We start from the raw sequence: 20319 nt of genomic DNA on the forward strand, positions 1-20319 counted from the left end.
TCTCAGGCGTCGGGCTTCGGCCGGATCAGGTTCGCGAGCGCGACGAGGACGCCGAGGAACCAGCCGAGCGGGACGGAGATGCCGAGCCACATCAGGACGTAGCCGAGACCGGCGACGCCCCACTGCTCGCCGAACGTCTCCAGGTCGAAGGCCCCGCGGAGCGTCTCGTTGATCCCGCCGACGGAGAGGAACGTGTCGAGGATCCAAACCGCGAGATCGTAGCTCGGGTCGAGCACCAGATTCGAGATGGAGGGCGTGAGCAGCGCGGCGACCACCGGCGGGAGGAAGATGGCCGTCATCGCGAACGGGTACGCGAGGAGGACGCTGACGAACCGCCCGCCGGTCTTCGAGAACCCGGCGGCCGCGCCCGCGGAGACGACCGCCACGACGCTGGCGCCGCCGATTCCGAGCATCACCTCGGTCGGGAGCTGGAAGTGCGCGAGCAAGGTGAGCGACCCCCAGACGAGCGTCGCGACGAGGACCGCGCCGAGCACGCCGAAGCGGGCCACCGCCGAGTCGAGCTTCGCGGCGTAGTACCGCGTGGCGAACCCGACGAGCAGGAGCGGGTACGCGACCGCGACGAGCGGGCCGCCGAGGATCGCCCAGAGGTAGTACCCGACCGTCTGGACGGCGGTCTCCGGTTTCCACTTCCCCAGCACCGCGCTCGGATCGAGCTGTCTCGGGAAGACGACTTCCATCCACGTCTCGTGGAGACGGACCACGTCAAGGAGGAGCGCTTCCACCAGTCCCGTCTGTCCTCGGCGTTCCATTTGGCTCACCTCGCGCGCGCCACACCGTGAACTTTGTGCCTTCGTTCGCGCGGCTGACACCGATCCCACGCCGACCGAGCGCGCGCCGCCGATTATCAGACCGGGATCCCCGCGTCGATACGCTTAACCGTTACAACGGGCCTAACAGTGCTCATGCACAGACGTGGACTGCTCGCGGCGATCGCCGCATCGACGTCCGTCGCCGTCGCCGGGTGCGCCGGCGGCGGGGACGGGAGCTACGAGTACGACGCGGATCCCGCCCGGATCCCGTCGGAAGCGGCCTCGGACGCCGGGTACGAGGGCGAGGAGCCGGAGTCGTTCACCATCGAGCAGGAGTTCGACGTGGCGGGCGTGAACGCCCAGGTGTCGGCGACGACCTGGGTCGCCGGGTACGAGAACCCGGACAACGGGTCGGCGCTGTTCGTGGCGAGCACCCCGGACGCGTCGGTCGGCGGCCAGTCGGTCAATCCCCTCGTCCGCGCGGACGACGCGGAGCTGATCCGCCGGCTGTTGGAACAGACCGACCAGCGCGGGATCGGCGGCGAAGGCACCGACGTGGAGGCCGAGGACATCGAGAACCGCGGGTCGGAGACGCGAACTATCCTCGGGCAGGAGGTCGAGGTCTCGATCCTCGAGACGAGGATCGACGCGCAGGTCGACGCCGGAAACAACCAGAGCGGTAGCGTCGAAGACGTTCCGGTGTTCCTCTACGTCGCGACCGTCCGGCACGACGAGGACGTGATCGCTCTCGTCGGCGTCCATCCCACCGCTATCGACGCCGGCGACTCCGTCCTCTCGCTGATGGAGCAGGTCGAACACTAATCGTCGGCGGACCCGGCAGTCCACTCCTTCCGACGTCGCCAACGGCCAGAGAGCGACGGCTCAGATCGCCGGACGTGAATCGATCCGCCAGCGACGTTTCCGCGAAAGGAAGCTTCTGTCTCCGTAAATCCTATAATAAACAATCAACCGAATGAGCGTGTTCCACGAACGCCAGACGGCGGCAGCGTAGCGAGCTCGTCGACTCCCGCGGCGCGGGCGCTGCCTAGCCCCGGCTCTGTCGATTGTGGTTCGTCACGATGGATCGAAGAAACTCAACTCAGCGTGGGCCGGTGGTTATTCTCGTTATCTGTGTTGTTGTGATTTCAGTTGTCGCAGTAGGTGTAACTCTGGCTTCTGGGGAAGCGGATGGGAGCCGATCTCACAATATAACAACTTCAGGAGAATTTAATTCTGTAAACGGTTCTATTACAGTTCAAGATCAGGCAACAGTTTCTACGAATTTTGTCAGAAACAGCAGGACTACATCGGGAGTGACTATTAGTGAAATTGAATCAAATGTAAATTCGACGATCGTCCTTACTGACAAGGATACTAGCGACATAGTTGGCTATAAATCGCTTTCAGTAGAACAGACGAATAACAAAGACAATACTTCGCTCAATACATCAAATTTGGGTGGAAAAGTTGGGGCATATCTCATACCGAGTGAGAACATTAGTATAAATCAAGATCGTATCGATACAAAACTATCTGATCAAGAGAAAAGTTCAGCAATTGATAAAGACACAGCGCACGTGTACCTGGGTACTGTAGAGTTTGAAAATCAAGAATTCAAAAAAGCAGGAGCAGCCAACATCTCTGTGGTAACTTCTGAAGTACGAGACACGATCGGGATGAACACGCCATATATTATTTCTATTCATCCAATTACCACCAACAATAAGGTTGTGTATGATGAGTATATTGGATATTCAGATGTTCTTGTTGGCGTGAATGATGAGATAAAAATACCTGTTAGAGATGCTAACGGAAGCAAAAGCAGAATTTGGCACAGTAACCGATATGTGGCAACTATTCGCCTTGCACAGGGACAAAAACCGGGAGACCCTGTGAATTTGGAATCAACGAAGCGGTTGCCGAATTCAGATATACACCATCAATTTGTAGAGGGAGATGTGTCCGATAGTGCAGACATACGCATTACCAATGTTCCCTTGGAGATAAACAACAGTAGTAGACTGGATCGTAATTTCAATCATACGAACTACACTGGTAGACAGATATATTCTGGAGAAGTAGTCTTGTTCGAAAATAACACATCCACAACAAACTCTATTAAATTGCATAGAAGAATATCAGATAATCGTTCAATAATAGCCGGATTAGGAACTCATCTGAATGGCACAGAGGGAGTGGTTTTTAATACGACTGGCTTACCCACAGGGTCTTATTCACTCACTGGTGGTGGATTTGAGAAGGGAAATCGATTCAAATTAATCGGGAGGGATACCCAAGAAGTAGAAATCGACGACATCAGGGAAGAAATGGAAATCGGAGTCCAGACTGACTATGAGATATATCATCACACCCCGGAAGTTAGTGTGAGAATTTTTAACTTAAATACAAACAGCACACTCGCAACTGCCAACCTCTCTACACCATCTTCCGGTCGCACCTCGGTTGGGCTCAACACCTACGCACTCGGTAACGAATCGCTGACAGACGGTCTCGTCACCGCGGGGCCGGGCGCGACCGTCGAATCGATCAACACGTCGATGTCGAACGAGACGCTACCGCCGGGAGAGTACCGGATCGCGATCCGCTCCGAGCAGGGACTCGCCGCGACGGCGGACGAGACGACTGTCACGGTCGCGAACCGGTCGACGAACGGGCTGGCCGCCTACGCGACGACCGACCTCGATCGGAGCGACCTCGGGACGGCCGATGCGGTACAGCGGGCGATCGCGAACGGGACGCTCTCGCCGACATCGACCGTCACCGCCGGCGAAACCGTGGTGTACGCCGCGAACGCCACGGGACTGACCGGGCTGCCGGCCGCGCGGAACGCGGTCCCGGAGACGGGCGCCGACCTGGCTCGGCTCGACGGGCTCGCCTTCGGCGTGCGCTCGAACGCGTCGACGCTTTCGACGGCGGAGGACGACCGAACCGACGCGAACGGGTCGGTCCCGAGGAACTCGTCCGTTCACGTCGACGACCGAGGCCTGTACATCGTCGCCGATGCCGACGACGCCCTCGCGACCGACGAGACGCCCGCCGACGGGGAGGCGTTCACCGCCGAGTTCCGCGTGGCGGACGAACGGCTCCGCGAGGCGGCGGCGGATCCGACCGCCGATCACACCGCGTCGACGACGGTGACCTTCGAGGCACCGCCTCCAGACGGGGAGGACGGCGATTCGAAGAGCGACGGCAGCCTCGAAGGCGGTGGAGGCGAGGGTGGGTCCGACGGCGGAGCGTCGGGAGGTGACGCGACCGGCGGCGGGACGTCCGGCGGAAGCGCTGCGACGGGGAGCGGCGGAACCGCCGGCGGAGCGACCGGGTCCCCACCGGAGACGGGCTCTCCGCCGGGCGGAGCGAAGCCGGAAGAAGCGGGAGGCGAGAACGGTGACGGGCCGCGGTCCGGTCTCGGGCGGAGCGGGGGTCGCTTCGGGATCCGACCGGTCGCCGACGTCCGGACGGTCGCGCGCGACGATTCCACCGGATCACCTGCGTCCGTCTCTCGGACGGCGGCGTCCTCCGGGGTAGGCATCGCCTCGCCGGGAGACGGCGGCGTCCGGTCCGAGGCGGGTGCGGGCCGCGGCGACGCCGGGTCGGCCGACACGGGTGCCGGGAGCGACGAGGCGGCGAGAGCGAACGGAGCGGACGCCGGGTCGCCCGTGAGCGACGGTCCGGGATCGAAATCGGATAAGGCGGGACCGAACCCCGACACGACCGACGCGGAGCCGGCGACGCCGAGCTACGACGACGCGCCGATCCGGACGACCGCCGAGGACGTGCCCGGGTTCGGTCCGCTCGGCACCCTGGTCGCGCTCCTGCTCGCCGGGAAGCTCGCCGCGCGCCGGCGGGGTCGGGAGGCGTGAGGCGACGCTCCGACGCCCCGGTGGCGGTATCCTTTTGCTGGACCGCTCCGTTCCGTCGGGTATGAGCGTGACCATCACCCCGCCGCAGAAGCGAGAGTGCGAGCTGTGCGGTCGCCGCGAGCGGTGGGACGAGGAGAACACCGGCTGGCAGATCGCCGACGAACCGGGCGAGGTCTACTGCATCCACGAGTGGGACATCAACGGAACGTTCACCCCGCTTCGCGAGTGACCGGGCGGATACCGATCGACGACGAGTTCGGTTTCGCTCAACGGTGAATTCGATTTTGGCCGACTATCGTGTGCGTTTTTCTTCTGTTGACGATAACGCACCTATTTTCCATATCGTACCCTGTCTCGGTGGTCTTATTGCCAATTACAAATGATAACTAGACTATCTTCGGGCTATAGCTGATCGAACAGGAAACCCATTGTGTGTTATTCACCCCTGATGAATAATTACCTTATATTCCCTAATGTGTGTACGAGGGATCCTACCCGTATCAGGGTTATACCTTTAAGTGATCATCTGTGAGTGGGGAGCATGACCGAGCCACGTAGTGACACCCGGGGGGGTTCGGAATCCTCGGGCCACGGTGGGGGGCTTGCGGACGTATCAGACGAGCGGTCGAACTGCGGGATCGGCGGGATCGTCGACCTCGACGGGGACCCGAGCCACGAGACGGTGACCGACGCGGTCCGATTGCTGGAGAACCTCGAACACCGCGGGACCACGGGCGCCGAGGAGAACACCGGCGACGGGGCCGGGATCATGGTCGCGCGCCCGGACGACTTCTTCCGGGACGTCGTCGACGCCGACCTGCCCGACGAGTACGCGGTCGGCTCCGTCTTCATGCCGACCGAGGGGAGCGTCCAGGCGGAGATCCACGACGTCATCGCCGAGGTGTTCTCCGTCTACGGGCTGGAGGTGCTCGCGTGGCGCTCCGTCCCGACGGACAACGCCGATCTCGGCGAGACCGCGCTCGACTCCGAGCCGGAGATCGCCCAACTGTTCGCCGCGCCCGTCGAGGGCGCCGGCCTCGCCGAGCGGTTCACCAGCGAGGAGGCCCGCCCGGACGACGTCGACCCGGAGCTCCTCGGCTTCGACCGCGCGCTGTACGCCGCCCGCCGCGAGATCGAGAACGCGGTCGCCGACGTCGACGGCGCCGGCCGGTTCTACGTCTGCTCGCTCGACCGCCAGCGCGTCGTGTACAAGGGCCTGCTGAAGGGCTCTCAGCTCGCCGACTACTACCCCGACCTGACCGACGAGCGCTTCGCCAGCCACGTCGCCTTGGTCCACGCGCGGTTCTCGACGAACACGCTCGGCGCGTGGCACCTCGCGCACCCGTACCGCAACATCGTCCACAACGGCGAGTTCAACACGATCCGGGGGAACGTCAACTGGATGCGCGCCCGCGAGAACGACCTCGAACACCCCGCGTTCGGCGCCGAGCTCGACACGATCAAGCCGGTGATCGACGACCCGAACCAGTCGGACACCGCGAGCGTCGACAACGCGGTCGAGCTCCTCCTCCAGGCCGGCCGCGACCTCCCGCATACCCTCCGGATGCTGATCCCGGAGGCGTTCCGCGACGACGACCTGATGGACGCAGCGCGCACCGATTTCTACGACTACCACGCCTCGCTCGTCGAGCCGTGGGACGGTCCCGCCCTGGTCATCGGCTTCGACGGCGACCGTGTCGCCGGCGTCCTCGACCGCAACGGGCTCCGCCCCTGCCGGTACGAGGTGACCGAGGAGAACCGCCTGGTCGTCGGCAGCGAGGTCGGCGCGCTGCCGACCGACCCCGCCGAGGTGCAGCGCCGCGGGCGACTCCAGCCGGGCGAGATCTTCGTCGCCGACCCCGAGGAGGGGCGGATCGTCCCCGACGACGAGGTGTTCGCCGAGCTCACCGACGAGAAGTACGGCGAGTGGGTCGACGAGCGCCAGGTCGACCTCGACGAGGTCGCGAGCGAAGTCGACCCCGAGACGGAGGCGGTCGACGCCCCCGGCGTGGACGAGGGCGGCGAAGACGCCGAGAGCGACGAGTCGACCGTCCGGATCCACCAGGCCGCGTTCGGCTACACGACGGACTCGCTGAACCACCTCGTCGAGCCCATGGCGAAAGACGGGAAAGACCCCGTGGGCTCGATGGGCGACGACACGCCGCTGTCGGTGCTCGCCGACGTCGACCGCCCGCTGTTCACCTACTTCAAGCAGCTGTTCGCGCAGGTGTCGAACCCGCCGATCGACTACATCCGCGAGGAGCTCGTCACCTCGCTGGAGACCCGGATGGGGAACCAGCGGAACCTGCTCGACGAGACCCCCGAACACGCCGAGCAGATCGTCGCGGACTCGCCGATCCTCACCGACGCCGAGACGGCCGCGCTGAAGGGGCTCGACGGCGAGCCGGTCGACGGCGACGGCCCGGCGTTCTCCTCGGTGACGGTCGACGTGACGTACGGCTGCGAGGGGTCGCTCGTCGACGCCGTCACCCGGATCCGCAACGAGTCCGCGGCCGCGATCCGAGACGGCGCCGACGTGGTCGTCCTCTCGGACCGCGCGGTCGGCCCGGACCGGCTCGCGGTCCCGAGCCTGCTCGCGACCGGGGCGGTCCACCACCACCTCGTCCGGAACGGGCTGCGGAACCGCGCCGGGATCGTCGTCGAGTCGGGCGAGCCGCACGAGGTGCATCACATCGCGACGCTCGTCGGCTACGGCGCGGACGCGATCGACCCGTACCTCGCGTACGAGTCCATCGCGGACGTCGTGGCTGGGCCGGACGGCGCCGACGAGGACGAGGCGCTCGCGGCGTACCGCGGCGCCCTGGAGGACGGCCTCCTCAAGACGATGGCGAAGATGGGTATCTCGACGATGGAGTCGTACCAGGGCGCCCAGATCTTCGAGGCGGTCGGACTCGGCTCCGAGTTCGTCGGCGAGTACTTCGAGGGGACCGAGATCCGTACCGAGGGGATCGGGACCGAGGAGATCGAAGACGACCTCCGGACGCGCCACGCGATGGCGTTCGGCGCCGATCCCGAGCTGGAGACGACCGGCGAGTACGAGCACCGCTCGTCGGGGATCAAACACGGCTGGAACCCGCAGACGGTCGGGACGCTCCAGCAGGCGGTCCGCGGCGGCGACTACGAGCAGTACGGGGAGTTCGCCGAGCTGGTGAACGACCAGTCCGAGGAGCTCCAGACGCTCCGCGGACTCTTAGAGTTCGAGTCCGACCGCGACCCCGTGCCGGTCGAGGAGGTCGAGCCGGTCGAGTCGATCGTGGAGCGCTTCTCGACGGCGGCGATGAGTCTCGGGAGCATCTCGCCGGAGGCCCACGAGAACAACGCGATCGCGATGAACCGGATCGGCGCGAAGTCGAACACCGGCGAGGGCGGCGAGCCCCCGGAGCGGTTCGGCACCGAGAAAGAGTGTAACGTCAAGCAGGTCGCCTCCGGTCGGTTCGGCGTCACCGCCGCCTACCTCGCGAGCGCTGACGAGCTGCAGATCAAGATGGCGCAGGGCTCGAAGCCCGGCGAGGGCGGTCACCTCCCCGGCGAGAAGGTCAACGAGATGATCGCGCACGTCCGGTGTTCCACGCCGGGCGTCGGGCTCATCTCACCGCCGCCGCAGCACGACATCTACTCGATCGAGGACCTCAAGCAGCTCATCTTCGACCTGAAGGCCGCGAACCCCGACGCCGACGTCAACGTGAAGCTGGTGTCGGAGGCCGGCATCGGTACCATCGCGGCCGGCGTCGCGAAGGCGAACGCGGACGTCGTCCACGTCTCCGGCCACGACGGCGGGACGGGGGCGTCCCCGAAGACGTCGATCAAGAACGCGGGGCTCCCGTGGGAGCTCGGGCTCGCCGAGGCGAACCAGATGCTCCGCGCGACCGGCCTGCGCGACCGCATCCGCGTCACCGCGGACGGCGGGCTCAAGACCGGCCGCGACGTCGCGGTCGCCGCCGCGCTCGGCGCCGAGGAGTACGTGTTCGGCACCGCGTCGCTCGTCACCGCCGGCTGCGTGATGGCCCGCCAGTGCCACGAGAACACCTGTCCGGTCGGCGTCGCGACCCAGCGGGAGGACCTCCGACAGCGCTTCCCCGGCCAGCCGGACCACGTCATCAACTACATGACGTTCATCGCCCAGGAGCTCCGCGAGATCATGGCCGAGCTCGGGTTCCGCGAGGTCGAGGAGTTCATCGGGCGGCCCGAACTCCTCTCGCAGCGCGAGACGGACCACGAGAAGGCGAAGCACCTCGACCTGTCGGCGGTGATCGCCGAGCCCGCGGGCGACGCCCGGACCAAGACCCGCGAGCAGGACGACGCCGACATCCGGGAACTGCTCGACTGGGACCTCATCGACGAGGCGGCTCCGGCCATCGAGGACGGCGCGCCCGTCGCGCTCACCCGGGACGTGGAGAACGTCGACCGCGCGGTCGGCGCGACGCTCTCGAACCGCGTCGTCTCCGAGCACGGCGGCGAGGGCCTCCCGGACGACACGGTCACCTGCCGGTTCGACGGCTACGCCGGCCAGAGCTTCGGCGCGTTCCTCGCGCCCGGCGTCACCCTCGAGCTGACCGGCGCCGCCAACGACTACCTCGGGAAGGGGCTCTCCGGCGGTCGGATCGTGGTCAACACGCCGGAGGAGGCCGGCTACGACCCCGCGGAGAACGTCGTCGCCGGCAACGTCGGGCTGTACGGCGCCACCGCCGGCGAGGTGTACGTCAACGGCGTCGTCGGCGAGCGGTTCGGCGTCCGCAACTCCGGCGTGCGGGCGGTCGTCGAGGGCGTCGGCGACCACGGCTGCGAGTACATGACCGGCGGCGTCGTCGCCGTGCTCGGCGACGCGGGTCGGAACTTCGCGGCCGGGATGTCCGGCGGCGTCGCCTACGTGTACGACCCGGACGACCGGCTCGGCGACCGCGTCAACCCCGGAATGGTGTCGGTCTCGAAGACGCTCGACGAGTCGGACGAGCGCATGCTCCGCCGGCTCGTGGAGAACCACCGCGCGTACACCGGCAGCGACCGCGCGGCCGAGCTGCTCGACGACTGGGCGGCGACGCTGGACGACTTCGTCCGGGTCTTCCCCGACGCGTACGCCGACGTCATCGCCGAGGGCAAGGGCGCCGACGTGCGCGACGAGCCGCCGGCCGCGGCCGAGGCCGTCCCGGGCGCCGCGAGCGAGCCGACCGGACAGGCGTCGAGCGACGACTGACGCGGGCGCGCCTGCCTCGGTGGTTCGCTGATATTTTTTGCAGTTCGGACGACTCGGATCGGTTACCGCGACGCTTTCGGGGTCCGATCGATCGCTGCGGCGGCTCGCGTTCCGACCGATCGCCGGAGCCGCTCGCTATCCGTCGAGAGCGTCGGAAAACGCCGCGGGTTCGGTCAAGCGACAGCGCGTCCGCGTCGCGCCGAGGCGCCTCGATTCACCGGCCATTCGCGTCCGCCATTAAAAGAGAGGACCGAACGCTCAGGAGCGCAGCCACGCCAGGAGGCGGGCGGCGGGGCTGGGCGTCGACTCGAGGTCCTCGGGTCGCGGGGTGTCTTTCAGTCGTACGGTGCCGCGTTCGGAATTCGACTTACGAGCTGCCATAACAACAATCATTTGTGGCCGTACGGCAATAAAATACTCGAATTGTCAACGTATACTCGCTGAAAGTAGATTATATTGATCTATCATCAGCGTCTTCGGAGGGTGATTCGCGAGTCGTGGTCGTTCGTGAGCGTCGGCGACGCTGGCGGTCGACACCGACCGCGTCGCCCTCGGCGACCGGAGCCGCCTCCAGCAGGTGTTCGAGAACCTGTTCCGGAACAGCGTCGAGCACGGCGGCGACGACGTGGCGATCCGGGTCGACGACCTCGCGGACGGGACGGGGATCTGCGTCGAGGACGACGGCGAGGGCGTCCCGGAGGCCGAGCGCGACGGGCGGGGCGCGGTTCGAGATCACCGGGATGGAGTTCGCCGAGTAGGCGGGGAGACGGCTCGAAAAGGCGCCGCGTCAGTCGTGCCGGAAGCAGCGCGACCCGGTGAACGCCATGGCCATGTCGTGCTCGTCTGCGGCGGCGATCACGTCCTCGTCGTTGACGGAGCCGCCCGGCTGGATCACGGCCTCGATCCCGGCCTCGGCGGCCTCCTCGATCGCGTCCGGGAACGGGAAGAAGGCGTCCGAGGCCATCACGGCGCCCTCGGCGGACTTCCCCTCGGCGTCCTTCTCGGCCTTCATCGCCGCCAGCGTCACGGCGTCGACGCGCGACACCTGCCCCATCCCGACGCCGACCGTCTCGGTGCCGGTCGCGAACAGGATGCCGTTCGACTTGACGTGTTTGAGCGTCTTCCACGCGAAGATCATCGTCTCCAGCTGCTCGTCGGTGGGCTCGCGCTCGGTGACGACCTCCAGGTCCGCGGCGGTCGGCGACTGGAGGTCGCGCTCCTGCACGAGGCGGCCGCCGACGATCGGCTTCTCCGTGAACCGCTCCGCAAAGCGGTCGTCGCCCTCGCCGAGCGGGCCGACGTCGAGCACGCGGAGGTTCCCCTTCTCGCGGAGCACGTCGAGCGCGCTGTCGGTGTAGCCGGGCGCGACGACGACCTCCTTGAACGAGTCGACGATCGCGGTCGCGGTGTCGGCGTCGCACTCGCGGTTCAGGGCGACGATGCCGCCGAACGCCGACTTCGCGTCGGTGCTGAGCGCGCGGTCGTACGCGTCCGCGAGCGCGTCGCTCGTCGCGCAGCCGGCGGGGTTCGTGTGCTTGATCACGGCGGCCGCGGGGTCGTCGAACTCCTTCACGAGGTTCAACGCGGCGTCGGCGTCGTTGTAGTTGTTGTACCCCATCCCCTTCGCGCCGGGGTTCAGCCGGTCGGCGCCGACGACGCTCGCCTCCTCGCAGCCGTCGTCCGCGTAGAGCGCGGCGTCCTGATGCGGGTTCTCGCCGTAGCGGAGCGTCTCGGCGCGCTCCTCGGAGACGAACCGTCGCTCGGGGAAGTCCCCGCCCGCGTCGCCCTCGACGGTCACGTCGACGGCCTCTCCTCCCTCGCGCTCGACCGTCACGCGGCCCTCGGCGAACCACCGGACCGCCCGCGGGTACGCCGTGAACTCCGCGTCGTGGAGCACTCGCTCTTTCAGCGCGTCGGCGTCGTCGTCGCCGTAGACGGGGACCGGCTCCTGGGTGACGATCGGGCCGCCGTCGATCTCCTCGGTGACGACGTGGACGGTACAGCCCGTCGTCCGGACGCCGGCGTCGAGCACCTGCTCGTGGGCGTCCACGCCGGGGAACGCGGGGAGCAGCGAGGGGTGAACGTTCAGCGTCGTCGGCGCCGCGTCGAGGAACTCGTCGGTGAGCACGCGCATGTACCCGTCGAGACAGACCAGGTCGAAGTCGTAGTCGGCGAGCCGGTCTAAGATCCGTCGCTCGTGGGACGCCCGCGACTCCCCCTCCTCGCGCTCGACGACTTCGGTCGGGATCCGGCGCTCGGTTCCGGCCTCCAGCACGGGCGCCTGCTCCCGGTTCGTCAGGACGACCGACAGCTCCGCGCCGCCCGGCGCGACGTCGGCGATGTGTCTGAGGTTCCGCCCCCGGTTGCTCGCGAGTCCGGCGATCTTCATACGCGAGTGGACCGACCGATCGCGTATATCGATTGCGGTCCGGGGCGCCAGAATATCCACGTTCGCGGATACAATGGGCGATCCGGGGTGGGAAACGGGAGGGAGCTATCCACGTCCGTGCGTCACGCCATCGACACGCTTTTGCTGGCTCCGGGGGCAGTCGCGGACATGACGGACCACGCCATCGACGGCCTGTCGCGATCGGACCCCCTCGCGGCCGTCTCCCCGCTCGACGGGCGCTACGCCTCGCGGACCGCGCCGCTGTCGCCGTACGCGAGCGAGGCCGGGCTCATGCGCGCCCGGACCCGCGTCGAGGTCGAGTACCTGATCGAGCTGGCCGCGCTCGACGCGACCCCGATCGCGCTCGACGACGAGGTCGAGGCGGCGCTCCGCGACGTGTACGAGTCGTTCTCGGCCGAGGACGCGCGCCTGATCAAGACGCTCGAAGTCGAGGGCGCCGAGGGGTACGCCGCGACCAACCACGACGTGAAGGCGGTCGAGTACTTCCTCCGGGTCCGACTGGACGGGCTGGAGGCGTCCGGGACGGTCGACGACGCCGAGGCGCTGTACCCGTGGATCCACTTCGGGCTCACCAGCGAGGACGTCAACAACCTCGCGCACCGACTCCTGCTGAAGCCCGCGGTGAGCGAGGTGCTGGTGCCCGCGGTCCGCGAGGTCAGGGACGCCCTGGTCGACCTCGCGCAGGAGCACCGCGGGACGCCGATGCTGGCTCGCACCCACGGCCAGCCCGCGACGCCGACGACGTTCGGCAAGGAGATGGCGGTGTACGCCTCGCGGCTCGGCCGCGCGCTCGGCCGCGTCGTCGTCGCGAGCGGCGACCTCTCCGGGAAGCTGGCGGGCGCCTCCGGCACCTACGCCGCCCACGACGCCGCCTACCCGGACGTCGACTGGCGAGCGTTCTCCCGTTCGTTCGTGCGCGGGCTCGAGTTGGAGCACACGCCGCTCGCGACGCAGGTGAACCCCTGCGACGACCTCGCGGCGCTGTTCGACGCGCTCCGGGGCGTCAACAACGTCCTGCTCGACTTGGACCTCGACGCGTGGCTCTACGTCTCCGACCGCTACCTCGGCCAGCGAACGGTCGAGGGGGAGACCGGCTCGTCGACGATGCCCCACAAGGTGAACCCGATCGACTTCGAGAACAGCGAGGGGAACCTCTCGAAGGCGAACAGCGATCTCACGTTCCTCGCCGACTACGTGACGAGCTCGCGGCTCCAGCGCGACCTCTCGGACTCCACCGTCAAGCGCAACGTCGGCGCCGCGCTCGCGCACTGCCTCATCGGCTACTCGAAGGCCGAGAACGGGCTCGCGAAGGTGGTTCCCAACGAGGCGGTGATGCGCGAGGAGCTGGCGGCGACGCCCGAGGTGATCGGCGAGGCCGTCCAGACGATCCTCCGGCGCGAGGGCGACACCGACGCCTACGAGCGCGTGAAGGACCTGACGCGGGGGCGGTCGGTCACGCTCGACGACTTCCGCGAGCTGTTCGCCGACCTCGACGTCGACGAGGACGTGCGCCGGGAGCTGCAGGCGCTGACGCCCGCGGGGTACGTCGGCGTCGCCGACGACCTCGTCGACGAGATCGACGAGTAGGCGGCGGGGTCGACAGGGACGTCGCGGCCGAGAGAGACGTCGCCGGCGTCGCACACCCCCACAAGAGGTTTGTCGGTCGCGCGTGCAGGTAGGGCCGATGCCCTCCGAAAACGACGACGACGTGGAGTACTCCGTCTTCGGCAACGACTCGGCCGACGCGTCGGGAACGCCCGACGATGAGACACGGACCGATCCGGAAGCCGTCGACCTCGGCGGCCGCGACGACGGCTGTCCGAAGTGCGGGAGCGAGGAGACCGAGACGGACGAGATCGCGACGAGCGGCACCGGCCTCACCAAGATGTTCGACGTGCAGAACCGCAGTTTCGTCGTCGTCTCCTGCGCGAACTGCGGCTACTCGGAGCTGTACAAGGGACAGTCGACGGGGAACGCCATCGACTTCTTCGTCGGCTGAGAGCGACGCGGCGACGTCCGGGGGCGCTCCGTAGCGACCCCTGAGACCGCCGCACGACGCCGGGAGCGACCGATTTATGTCGACAGCGGAACCGGTTTCGACCGCGTATGGTCTCCCTCCGTCACCCCTCCGAGCTCCCCGTCGTCGGCGTCGTCGCCGACGGCCGCACGTACAGGCACCTGTTGTACCTCCTGCTCGCCGTCCCGCTCGGGTTCGTCTACTCGGCGGCCTTCACCTTCGGCGTCGCGTTCGGGCTGGCCCTGTCGGTCGCGCTCGTCGGACTGGTGGTCCTGTTCGCGACGCTGATCGGCGCCCGGCTCGCCGCGGGGCTGGAGCGGTGGCTCGCGAACGCGCTGCTCGGGACCCACCTGCAGCGTCCCGACGACCTCGCCGACGCGGAGGGCGCGCTCGCGGGCGTCAGGAAGTACGTCGACGCCCCGTCGACGTGGGCGGGGCTCGTCTTCCTCTCGCTGAAGTTCTGGGTGAGCCTCCTCGCGCTCGTCCCCCTCTTCCTGCTGGCGAGCGCGCTGCCGCTGGTCGCCGCCCCTCTGCGGTACCCCTACGAGGCGGACTTCGGCGAGGTGAACGGCGAGCCGGTGACGTGGGCGATCGACACCCTCCCGGAGGCGCTGGTCGCGCTCCCGCTCGGCGTCGCCGGCGTCCTTCTCGCGCTTCACCTCGCGAACCTCGCGGCGTACGTCTCCCGGCGGATGGCCCTCGCGCTGCTCGGCCGCCGGGAGCCCGCCGAGTCGCCTCCGGCGGTATCGGTGGGGGGCGGGGAGGGGGATAGCGACGGAGACGTCCCCGTCGACGGCGACGCAGATGGCGGCGAGGACACGCCCGACGCCGATGCCGGCGACTTCGACTTCGTCGACGAGCCCGCTCCGGCCGACCGCGGCTCCACCCCTGCCGACAACGACTCCGCCCCCGTCGACCGCGACGACGACGCCCGCTGACCCGGAGACCGCTCGGCGAACGGGACGGCCCCGAGCGACTTATTCGCGTGCGGTCGTCAGGACGGGTATGGCACCGACGCTGGTCAACGCCGCGTTCGGCGCGCTGCTCGCGGCCGCCCTGCTCGGCGCCGCGTTCGACCGGCGGTCCGTCGCGGTCGTCGTCGCCGCCGCGATGCTCCCCGACCTCGACGCGGTCGCGAGCCTCGCGGTCCCGGGCGCGACGAACGCCCTCCTCCACGCGGTCTGGCTCCCGCTCGCGGCCGGGGTCGCCCTCTACTGGGACACGCGAGTCCGCGACGCCTCCCGGCTCCGCGAGCGGGCGGGCCGGCGAGGGGTCCGAATCGCGTGGGTCGCGCTCGCGGCGTTCCTCGTCGCCGGCGTCGGCCCGGACCTGTTCGGTAGCGAGGGGGTGAACCTGCTGTTCCCGCTCGCAGACGCCTACTACCTCGTCGACGGGGGGCTCCTCTTCTCGACGCGGGACGGCGTCGTCCAGACGGTCGTCTCGGTCGGCGCGGGGGGCCCGGGGATCCTCCCGCTGGAGACGCTCGGGACGTCCGAGTCGTACGCGATTTCGACGTTCGTCAACCCCGACGGCCGACCGGGGCTCTCGCCGGGCGCCGAGCGCGAGCTCCACCTCGTCCGGACCGGCTGGCAGCTGGTCGTCGTCGCCGCCGCGGTCGCGTTGCTGGCGGTTCGGTTCCGGTGGGAGAGGCGGAGCGGGACGCGGAGGGTCGACGCCGAGTCGGCCGGCGTCGACACGGCCGAGACCGACGACGACCCGGAGGTGACCCGGTAGATGGTCTCGACGGTGGTCCACGCCGGCTTCGCGGTCCTGCTCGCGGCCGGACTGCTCGACGACCGGTTCGACCGCCGGGTGCTCGCGGTCCTGCTCCTCGTCGTCGTCGCGCCCGAGGCCGACAGCTTCCTCGGCCCGATCATGCCGGGCGCCCACCGGACGGTCGGCCACACGCTCGTGATCCCCGCGGTCGCCGCGGTCCTGTTGTACTACGACACGCGGATCCGGGAGACGTCAGCGGTGCGCGCGCGCCTCTCGGCGCGGTGGGTCGCCGTCGCGTGGGCCGCGCTGTTCGCGCACGTCTTCGCGCACGTGGCGCTCGACTGGGTCCACCTCGACGGGGTGAACTACCTCTGGCCGATTCGCGACCAGTTCCTCCGGCTCGACGGGGAGATCCTGCTCTCGACGGCGGACGGGTTCGTCCAGACGTTCGTCGACCTGCGGGTCGACCCGGAGACCGGGACGCGCACGGTCGACGCCGGCGCCACAGGGACCACGGAGACCGTCCACGTCAACAACCCGGTCCAGCCGCGCGACCCCGACGAGGCGATCGAGGAACCAGTCGAGCGGATCTTCCCGGTCGCGAACGCCGGCTGGCGGCTCTACCTGATCGGGACCGGGCTCTTCGCGCTGGCCGCCCGGCGATTGCAAGACAGGGCGCCGCGGGAGGAGGGCGCGTGAGGACGGTCGGTCGCGGGAGGGGTGACGGGCCGACATTGTATGGCTGGGGAGTGAATCCGCTGTAGGCCGTACCGCCTCGCGATGAGCCCTCGTTCACGTGACGACGAGCGCCTCGCCGGCGAGGAGGTCGCGGTGGTCGGCGCCGGGTTCGGCGGCCTCTCCGCGGCCGCCTACCTCGCCGACGCCGGCGCGGACGTGACGGTGTTCGAGCGCAACGACCATCCGGGAGGGTACGCCGGGCGGATCGAGCGGGACGGCTTCCGGATCGACACCGGCCCCTCGTGGTATCTCATGCCGGAGGTGTTCGACCGGTTCTTCGGCCACTTCGGGCGGTCGACCGAGGAGTTCTACGAGCTGACGGAGCTGGACCCCCTCTACGAAGTCGTCTGGAAGGACGGCGACCGCGCGGCGATGCCCGCGGACCGGGTGGGCCAGAAGGCGCTGTTCGAGTCGTACGAGGCGGGCGCCGGCGACCGGCTCGACGCGTACCTCGACGACGCCGCGGAGGCGTACGAGCTCGGGATGGACCGGTTCGTCTACCCGAGCCGCTCCCGGCTCCGTGACATGGTCGACGCGGATGTGCTGTGCTCGGGCCGTGCGCTCCCGAAGCTCCGCACCATGGACGACTACGTCGGCGGCTACTTCGAGCACGAGAAGCTCCGTCAGATCGCGGAGTACAAGCTCGTCTTCCTCGGCGGGTCGCCGTACAACACGCCGGCGATCTACACGCTGATGAGCCACGTCGACATGAACCTCGGCGTCTCCCACCCGACCGGGGGTATCGCGAGCGTCGTCGACGGGATGGCGGCGCTCGCGGGCGACCTCGGCGCCGAGATCCGCACGGGGACGCCGGTGACCGCGATCGAGCCCTCGGTCGCGGCGGCCGGCCCGAGGTTCGAGGTGGGCGCCGGGGGGTCGAGCGCGCGGTTCGACCGCGTGGTCGCGAACGCCCCGCCGCCGCACGTCGAGCGCGACCTCCTCCCCGACGAGCACGCGCGTCGCGAGGCGTACTGGGAGTCGCGGACGTACGCCCCGTCGGCGTTCCTCACGTACTTCGGCGTCGAGGGCGACGTCGACCTCGACCACCACGCGCTCGTGTTGCCGACCGACTGGCGGCCCCACTTCGAGGCGATCTTCGACGACCCCGGGTGGCCCGACGATCCGGCGTACTACGTCCACGTCCCCTCGAAGACGGACCCGGAAGCGGCCCCCGAAGGGCACGAGGCGGTGTTCGTCCTCGTCCCGCTGGCGCCCGGGCTCGACGACGGCCCGGAGGCCCGCGAGCGCTTCCGCGAGCTGGTGCTCGACGATCTGGCCGAGCACGCCGGCGTCGACTTCCGCGATCGGGTCGTCTTCGAGGAGACCGCCTGCGTCTCCGACTTCCGCGAGCGCTTCAACGCGCCGCGCGGCACCGCGCTCGCGCTCTCGCACACGCTCGGCCAGACCGGGCCGCTCCGGCCGGCGCACCGGGCACCGGGCGTCGAGGGGCTCTACTACGTCGGCGCGTACACGAATCCCGGGATCGGGATGCCGATGTGTCTGCTCAGCGGCGAGCACGTCGCCGAGGCCGTGGTCGAGGACGCGGCCGGGGGCGGGATGTTGCCGTCCGTGGTGCCGACGTCGACGCTGCGGTAGGCCCGTTCCGGGACGCCCGATCGGTCGCGTCGCGCGGGGCGCCTCAGAAGTCCCGACCGGTCGCGGCGTCGGGAAGGTCGTACCGCTCGACGGGGAGACCGAGCTCCTCGAGTGCGGTCTCCAGATGTTCGGTCGCGACGTACTCGTCGCCGGCGGCGACGCGGGCCGCCTGGGCGTGGGCGAGGACCTCACCCTTCCGGTCGTCAGGAACGTCGAACTTGTCGGCGGCGAGCTCGATGACGAGCCCGTTGTGGTCGTGGGTGTACAGCGAGTGGAAGGCGCCGCGGTCGAACTCGCTCACCTCGTGGCCGGCGTCGAGCAGGCGGTCGCGGATCGCCGGGAGCTCCTCCGGTTCGACGCTGAACGCGAGGTGATGGACCGCGCCGATCCCGGGCTCTTGCGTCTCGACGGAGTCGCGCGACTCGTCGACGAAGAAAGTGACCAGCCGGCCGTCGCCCGCCTCGAAAAAGAGGTGTTCGACCGCCTCGCGGTCGAGGTTGGGCTGCCTGACGACCAGGGGGAGACCGAGCACGTCGCGGTAGAAGGCGACGGTGTCGTCCGCGTTGCTCCCGATCAGCGTGACGTGGTCCCAGCCGGTCGCGTGCAGCAGGCTGTCCGGGCGCTCCGCCGTGACCTCGCGCGTCGACATACGGTGATCCACGGGAGCGTCCCTCATGAGATCGCGGTAACACCGATGTCAGTCGGGGAACGCGCGGCGGACCGAGCCGACGGAGGCTAAAAGAGCGATTTGAGACTCCCGACCCGTTATCCCGACCGAAGCGGAAGGGCGACGCGTGCAACGGAACACGCGGCAAGCGGGCCGGCCCCGCGGGCTCGCCACGGAGACGTGCACGCTCTCGGACGGTCGGACGCTCGCCTACGCCGTCGGCGGGGCCGAAGACGGGACGCCGGTCGTCGCCCACCACGGAACGCCGGGGTCGCGGCTGTTCGCGTCGCTCCTCACCGATGCCGCCGCCGAGACCGGAGTCCGGCTCATCGTTCCGGACCGACCGGGGTACGGTCGTTCGTCGCCGCCGCCGGCCGGCTGGGAGTGGCGCGACTGGCCGGAGGACCTCGCGGCGCTCCTCGACGCGGAGTCGGTCGATCGGTGCGGGGCCGTGGGGTTCTCCGGCGGCGGGCCGTTCGCGCTCGCGGCCGCGGCGGACGAACGGGTAGGTCGCGTCGGACTGGTCAGCAGCGTCATCCCGCCGGCCGACGTCGGCCTCGTGACGCTGTCGCGGGTCCCGTTCGCCGTGCGCGCCCTCTTCCGGCTGTCGGGCGCGTACGCGTCGGTCGCCGGACCGAGCGCGGTCGTCGGTCAGTACACCGACCGATCGGTGTCGGAGCCCGTTTCGCGGGCGGTCGCGGACGACTTCCACGAGGCCCTGCGGCAGGGGGCGAAGCCGGTCGCCCGGGAGAACCGGTCGTTCGGTGACGAGTGGGTCGGCCTCGACCGACCGTCGGTTCCCGTCCGTGCCTGGCACGGGACCCGCGACGGGAACGCGCCGCTGTCGGCCGTGCGTGCCTTCGCGAACGGGAGTGACGCGGGGCTCGCGACCTCGGAGACCGACCACCTCGGAACCCTGCTCGACCGGCGGCGCGAGGTGCTGCGCTGGGTCGGCGACGCGTAACGGAATGCGAACCGCGATTGAGGTATCGCGCCGCTTGCGACGTTGCTCGCGACACAAAAACACGGACTCGCGGGGTCCCCACGAGCGAAGCGAGTGGGGGCACGCGAGGGAACGAGACGAACGAAGTGAGTCGAGTGGACTCGCGGGGATTTTGAACCAGAGCCAGACGTGCTCGCTCACTCCGTTCGCTGCGCGCGACTGGCAGGGTTCAAATCCCAGCTCGTTGCAGTGATGCGCCGCTCGCGGAATTGCTCGCGGCGCAAAAACATGGACTCGCGGGGTCCCCACGAGCGAAGCGAGTGGGGGCAAGCGAGGGAACGAGACGAACGAAGAGAGTCGAGTGGACTC

General features: G+C 68.5%; 14 protein-coding genes and 1 pseudogene. 12 read left to right on the plus strand and 3 right to left on the minus strand.

The window, feature by feature from the left end; genetic code table 11:
• Positions 1-2 precede the first annotated feature (2 nt).
• Positions 3-743, minus strand: a complete 741-nt coding sequence (locus B4V04_RS05665) for a hypothetical protein (protein ID WP_498229956.1) — start codon at positions 741-743, stop codon at positions 3-5.
• Between the two features lie 180 nt (positions 744-923).
• On the opposite strand from B4V04_RS05665, the gene B4V04_RS05670 reads away from it, so the two are divergent.
• The 5 genes and pseudogenes from B4V04_RS05670 to B4V04_RS05690 form a co-directional block, all read left to right on the plus strand.
• The gene (locus B4V04_RS05670) at positions 924-1592 is read left to right on the plus strand and encodes a DUF6517 family protein (RefSeq protein ID WP_498229905.1); all 669 of its coding nucleotides are present in this window, start codon (positions 924-926) and stop codon (positions 1590-1592) included.
• A 1736-nt stretch (positions 1593-3328) separates the two neighbouring features.
• Positions 3329-4651: a PGF-CTERM sorting domain-containing protein gene (locus tag B4V04_RS05675; RefSeq protein ID WP_498229906.1), complete on the plus strand. Its 1323-nt coding sequence runs from the start codon at positions 3329-3331 to the stop codon at positions 4649-4651.
• A 61-nt stretch (positions 4652-4712) separates the two neighbouring features.
• Positions 4713-4880: an HEWD family protein gene (locus B4V04_RS05680; RefSeq protein ID WP_498229907.1), complete on the plus strand. Its 168-nt coding sequence runs from the start codon at positions 4713-4715 to the stop codon at positions 4878-4880.
• A 312-nt stretch (positions 4881-5192) separates the two neighbouring features.
• Positions 5193-9863, plus strand: coding sequence for a glutamate synthase large subunit (gene gltB / locus B4V04_RS05685; protein ID WP_498229909.1), 4671 nt, complete (start codon positions 5193-5195; stop codon positions 9861-9863).
• Between the two features lie 577 nt (positions 9864-10440).
• A pseudogene (locus B4V04_RS05690) lies at positions 10441-10524 on the plus strand (sensor histidine kinase); the annotation flags it as partial.
• A gap of 126 nt (positions 10525-10650) precedes the next feature.
• Here the strand turns inward: B4V04_RS05690 and purN are convergent.
• A complete protein-coding gene (gene purN, locus B4V04_RS05695) occupies positions 10651-12252 on the minus strand; it encodes a phosphoribosylglycinamide formyltransferase (RefSeq protein WP_498229911.1) in 1602 nt (533 codons plus the stop codon).
• Positions 12253-12420: 168 nt separating this feature from the next.
• Here purN and purB point away from each other — a divergent pair, with 168 nt between their 5' ends.
• The 6 genes from purB (at position 12421) to crtID (ending at position 18340) form a co-directional block, all read left to right on the plus strand.
• Positions 12421-13860 (plus strand): adenylosuccinate lyase, encoded by a 1440-nt coding sequence (gene purB, locus B4V04_RS05700; protein WP_498229913.1) that lies wholly within the window; start codon positions 12421-12423, stop codon positions 13858-13860.
• Between the two features lie 97 nt (positions 13861-13957).
• Positions 13958-14272 (plus strand): zinc ribbon domain-containing protein, encoded by a 315-nt coding sequence (locus tag B4V04_RS05705; RefSeq protein WP_498229915.1) that lies wholly within the window; start codon positions 13958-13960, stop codon positions 14270-14272.
• 107 nt (positions 14273-14379) lie between these two features.
• Complete coding sequence (locus B4V04_RS05710; RefSeq protein WP_498229917.1) at positions 14380-15228, plus strand: sensor domain-containing protein; 849 nt, start codon at positions 14380-14382, stop codon at positions 15226-15228.
• A 67-nt stretch (positions 15229-15295) separates the two neighbouring features.
• On the plus strand, positions 15296-16024 hold the full coding sequence (locus tag B4V04_RS05715; protein WP_498229919.1) for a hypothetical protein: 729 nt from the start codon (positions 15296-15298) through the stop codon (positions 16022-16024).
• Positions 16025-16705 (plus strand): metal-dependent hydrolase, encoded by a 681-nt coding sequence (locus B4V04_RS05720; protein ID WP_498229921.1) that lies wholly within the window; start codon positions 16025-16027, stop codon positions 16703-16705. It begins immediately after the preceding gene.
• Positions 16706-16786: 81 nt separating this feature from the next.
• Positions 16787-18340: a bifunctional phytoene desaturase/3,4-desaturase gene (gene crtID, locus B4V04_RS05725; RefSeq protein WP_498229923.1), complete on the plus strand. Its 1554-nt coding sequence runs from the start codon at positions 16787-16789 to the stop codon at positions 18338-18340.
• A gap of 43 nt (positions 18341-18383) precedes the next feature.
• Here crtID and B4V04_RS05730 read toward each other — a convergent pair whose 3' ends face one another.
• Complete coding sequence (locus B4V04_RS05730) at positions 18384-18989, minus strand: VOC family protein (RefSeq protein ID WP_498229925.1); 606 nt, start codon at positions 18987-18989, stop codon at positions 18384-18386.
• A 145-nt stretch (positions 18990-19134) separates the two neighbouring features.
• Between B4V04_RS05730 and B4V04_RS05735 the strand changes: the two genes are divergently transcribed.
• The gene (locus B4V04_RS05735; protein WP_498229927.1) at positions 19135-19971 is read left to right on the plus strand and encodes an alpha/beta fold hydrolase; all 837 of its coding nucleotides are present in this window, start codon (positions 19135-19137) and stop codon (positions 19969-19971) included.
• Positions 19972-20319 lie beyond the last annotated feature (348 nt).

The sequence above is a fragment of the Halorubrum sp. B52 genome (assembly GCF_059752555.1).